Below are 3,985 nucleotides of genomic sequence, written 5' to 3'. Positions count from 1 at the left end.
ACCGTGAAGTTCGCCATCGTTCAGCACCAGCACGGGTTCCGATCCTTCCGATGCAGGGGTAATAACGCGGCATTCTGTTCCCCGTGGCTGCGCATCAAGATATGTCCGGGGTGGTTCGACCGGACGTCAGCCTCCTTCAGGGCCGCCAGCCTGATCCACGAGCTGAGTCACAAGAAGGGTCAAATTCATAAACCGGGTGCGACCACCGATTTTGCCCTGCGTCTAGCCCGGAAGCACCCGAGACTGGCGCGAAGCAATCCGTACAATTTCCAGGGATTCTGCAGGGAGTACTACTAGCGTATCATGTCGTGAACGGAATCGGGCCGGGTCCGGTATCCTTATTACACTCCAGCAAACCCTTGTTATTGTAGGAATTAGACACTATCATTCTCAGGTAAACTGGAACAAAGTAAAAGCAATAAAACACCGAACACTTATGAGGCCACCCCCTGTCAAGGGGTAAAGTTCGTTACTGACAGCATGTGCTAACTGTTTCAATCTTCGTCTTGTATTCAGCCTTCGCATTCTGTCTTAGTTTCAATAATCAGGTTCTGCACCAAACACTTATCGAGGATCTGCGGCTCATCCTGAATGAGCCGGGAAGGATTTTTCCTTCTCGTCCTAGAAACACATACGTTCCCTCATGCCGTCCCATTCAAAACGTCGGGCTGAATGCCGCAACATTCACCAGTTAGCTCCGGGTTCGGGGGAGGAGCAGAACACTTCACTGAATACCTTTCATATCTGCAGGAGCGGAACGACCATCCAATCAACCAAAAATGTTTACCTGGAATGTGCTGAGGTACCTTCATCCTGGTCAAGGCACATGCCCTTGCCAGATTCTCTCGAAGTTTCTCTGCGAGGGGACTCATCCAGCTTCTTCCTTTCGGTCACAGTTAGACGTTTGGCTTGGCCGCTCCCTCCCTTCTTACGCCCTGAGGAACTTATTCATATCGAATGCCTTCTCACGCTTAAGCATGTAATAAGTTGCTCTTCCAAGCTTATGAGCGAGGATGGAGAGAGACTTGGCTTTGCCATGTTTTCTCTCCAGCCTTTTCTTGTATTTCATCCCTTCCGGATTTCCTTTCAGGAACATTACAGAGGCTTCAGAGAACGCCCATTTGAGATGAACATTCCCGATCTTGCTTCCGGAAGTGCCATATCGTTTCCCGGCGGATTCTCTGGCACACTTTACCAGCCTGCTGTAGGATGCAAAGTCCTGTACTCTCGGGAAGCGGTCAATGTCTCCTATCTCGTAGAGAATCGTCAGTGATAAGACCTTCCCGATTCCATATATGGTTCGCAACAGGTACAACGACTGTGGATCATGGTTCTTTGCATTGTCAAGAACATGCTTTTCCATTGCCCTGATCTGAACGGCAAACTGATCAATCAGATCAAAATTGACCCTCATGCTCATGTAAACATCCGGATCTGTGAAGTGACCCAGAATCTCTTCTCGGCGACATTTGTGCGTGATATTGGAAATACCGAACGCAGGTTGGTTGTACTGGCTGTTCGTGTTCTGAACATGAGCGATAAGATCAGCTCTCTTCCGAACAAGGTAGTTCCTTCTTCTCAGAAGATCTCTCGTTGCCCTCATCTTCGCAGGATAGACATAGGCCATGGGGAACATTCCGCCTTTGAGCATAGCAGCTATCTTTCCCGAATCTATCCGGTCATTCTTTGCCTTGCCCCCATGAATTGCCTTCATGTAGAGAGCATGGCCAAGAGTGAAAGGTATTCCTTCCTCGGCACATACATCTGCAATCCAGTACCAGGTGAAGATGCATTCTACCCCGACTATGATATCCGGTCTGTAAGGTTCGATGGCTTTGAGAAGTGATTCCGGATCAGCTTTCATGTTCCGGTGAAGAACGATCTCACCATCGGAACTGATGATGCAGAGATACATCACCCTGGCGTGTAGGTCGATGCCGCAGTAATATTGGTGTGTGGTAGTATAGAATCTCATTGGGTCTCCTCCTTTTAGGTTAAGGTTTCCACCACCAGCATACCAAGATGGCATGCCGAGGGGGAGGCCTCAATGAGTATCAACTGAATTAACCAGATGCAAGGGTATGGGTTATATAGAACAGAATCCATGCACTGGTTATTCTGAGCGTTATGTAAAAAATGGAAATGGAATGCGAGTAACGAGACACGAGGAAATAGAAAAGGTGTTCTGCGGAAAACCCCATGTTGTCATCTTAGGGGCTGGTGCAAGTTATGCTTCACTCCCAAATGGGGATAAAAATGGTAGGAAACTACCTTTGATGAACAATCTGATTTCCACCCTTTCCCTTCAAGATTTGATTAAACCGATAGAATCCCTTAATTCTTCATTCAATTTTGAGGAAATCTATTCAAGATTATCCAGTGATCCAAAAGCAATTGAAATTGTCAAAGAATTAGAGAACTCAATCTACTCCTATTTCAAGGAATTATCCCTTCCAGAACAAGCAACAATCTATGATTATTTAGTCCTATCTTTAAGAGAGAAGGACGTCATCGCTACATTTAATTGGGATCCTTTTCTTGTGCAGGCGATAACAAGGAATGGACGCAGATTTAAAATGCCAAAAGTGTTATTCCTCCACGGAAATGTTGGAGTTGGGTATTGCGAGAACGGTCATTCAATGGGCCACGTTGGTTCGGCTTGCGCCAACTGTGGAGGAAAGCTTTATGCAATCCCGCTACTCTATCCTATTGAAAATAAGAACTACCACCTAAATGATTTTATTTCAAGGCAATGGAGTGTTCTTTCCGAAGCACTAGAAAAGGCTCCTCTAGTTACTATCTTTGGTTATGGTGCTCCCTCGTCAGATGTTAGCGCAGTTGATCTGTTAAAGGGTGCCTGGGGAAATCCCAATCTACGCACCATTGAGCAGATAGAAATAATTGATGTTAAAAAAGAGGAAGAGCTAAAGGAGACATGGTCGTTTCTAATTCACTCTCACCATTATAGCGTACGGGATGACTTCTTCAATTCTTGGATTTCAAAACATCCTCGGAGAACATGTGAAGCATTTCTCAACCAATATATTGAAGCGAAATTTATCGAAGACAATAATATAGAAAGATTCACTGATCTTAGTAAAGTATGGCTTTGGTTTGATGAGTTGCAACTATATGAGACGTTTAGGGAGAACGATAATTAAGTACATAACCACAGCGTGAACCAGTCACCTGCTATGGTACTAGAGCAAGGGTGAAGGTGCTGGTTACGCTGATTGTTGACGAGATAAAAAACGGCGCCGGCTTGAGCACAAAAGAACAAACGGAAAACGGGCCCATAGAACAAAAAAAGCCGCCGCCGTAAAAAATAAAAAACACGCGGAAAATATCGTGCCAGTAAAAGACCGGTAAGTACTATTCGTAGAAAACATTATGATAACAGGGCGGAAATAGTTCCGCCAACAAATGCATGAACCAGCTACAAATGCAAAGTATTGAGCCATAGTAATATCTGTGCTGGTTATGCAAACGTTCGGTCAGAAAAGATTGGTTTGAGGAATGAATAATTTTGTAATTCAGATTATTGCATTTTCCGTAATCGGAGGTGTTGTATGGGGTTTGTCGCGGCTTCTTCGCTGTAAGCCACTTGATCCTGGAATTGCCAAGCCAAAGAGGAGTTCTCTTCATGCCACGATTGCAGTCACCTTTTCTATGCTTCTTTTCGCTATTGTGACGATGGGTATGCGATCACTTCAGGCAGAAGCACCCGGATTGGAAATGGGATACACGAACCTCGGTGACCTAGTTAAACAGTTTCTACCTTTGATATTAATGCTGTTATCTGTGGGGATCTTCATCATCAGAGATGGTGAATCTCTCAGAAGCATCGGCATTACTAGCACGAATCTGTGGCAATCAGCAGTCATAGGTTCAGTACTAGTATTAATAACCTTCTACTTACAGCACGGCGATTTTCTTGCAGTGTTAGAAAGTCTGAAACCGAGGCATGGTTATTCGTTTGTCTATT

General features: G+C 45.1%; 3 protein-coding genes. 2 read left to right on the top strand and 1 reads right to left on the bottom strand.

The features are described from left to right. Positions 1-928: 928 nt before the first annotated feature. On the bottom strand, positions 929-1,975 hold the full coding sequence (locus K8S15_09950; GenBank protein MCD4776357.1) for an IS110 family transposase: 1,047 nt from the start codon (positions 1,973-1,975) through the stop codon (positions 929-931). Between the two features lie 106 nt (positions 1,976-2,081). Here K8S15_09950 and K8S15_09945 point away from each other — a divergent pair, with 106 nt between their 5' ends. Together K8S15_09945 and K8S15_09940 are read left to right on the top strand one after the other, a co-directional pair. Beyond that, entirely contained in the window at positions 2,082-3,161 is a 1,080-nt protein-coding gene (locus tag K8S15_09945; protein ID MCD4776356.1) for a hypothetical protein, read from the top strand. 355 nt (positions 3,162-3,516) lie between these two features. Then, the coding region (locus K8S15_09940; protein MCD4776355.1) for a hypothetical protein at positions 3,517-3,985 on the top strand (469 nt) is incomplete at its 3' end.

The organism is Candidatus Aegiribacteria sp. (genome assembly GCA_021108005.1).
Lineage (GTDB): Bacteria > Fermentibacterota > Fermentibacteria > Fermentibacterales > JCC-6 > Aegiribacteria.
Note: the sequence above shows the minus strand (reverse complement) of the source record. Positions and strands in the feature narration are given on the sequence as shown.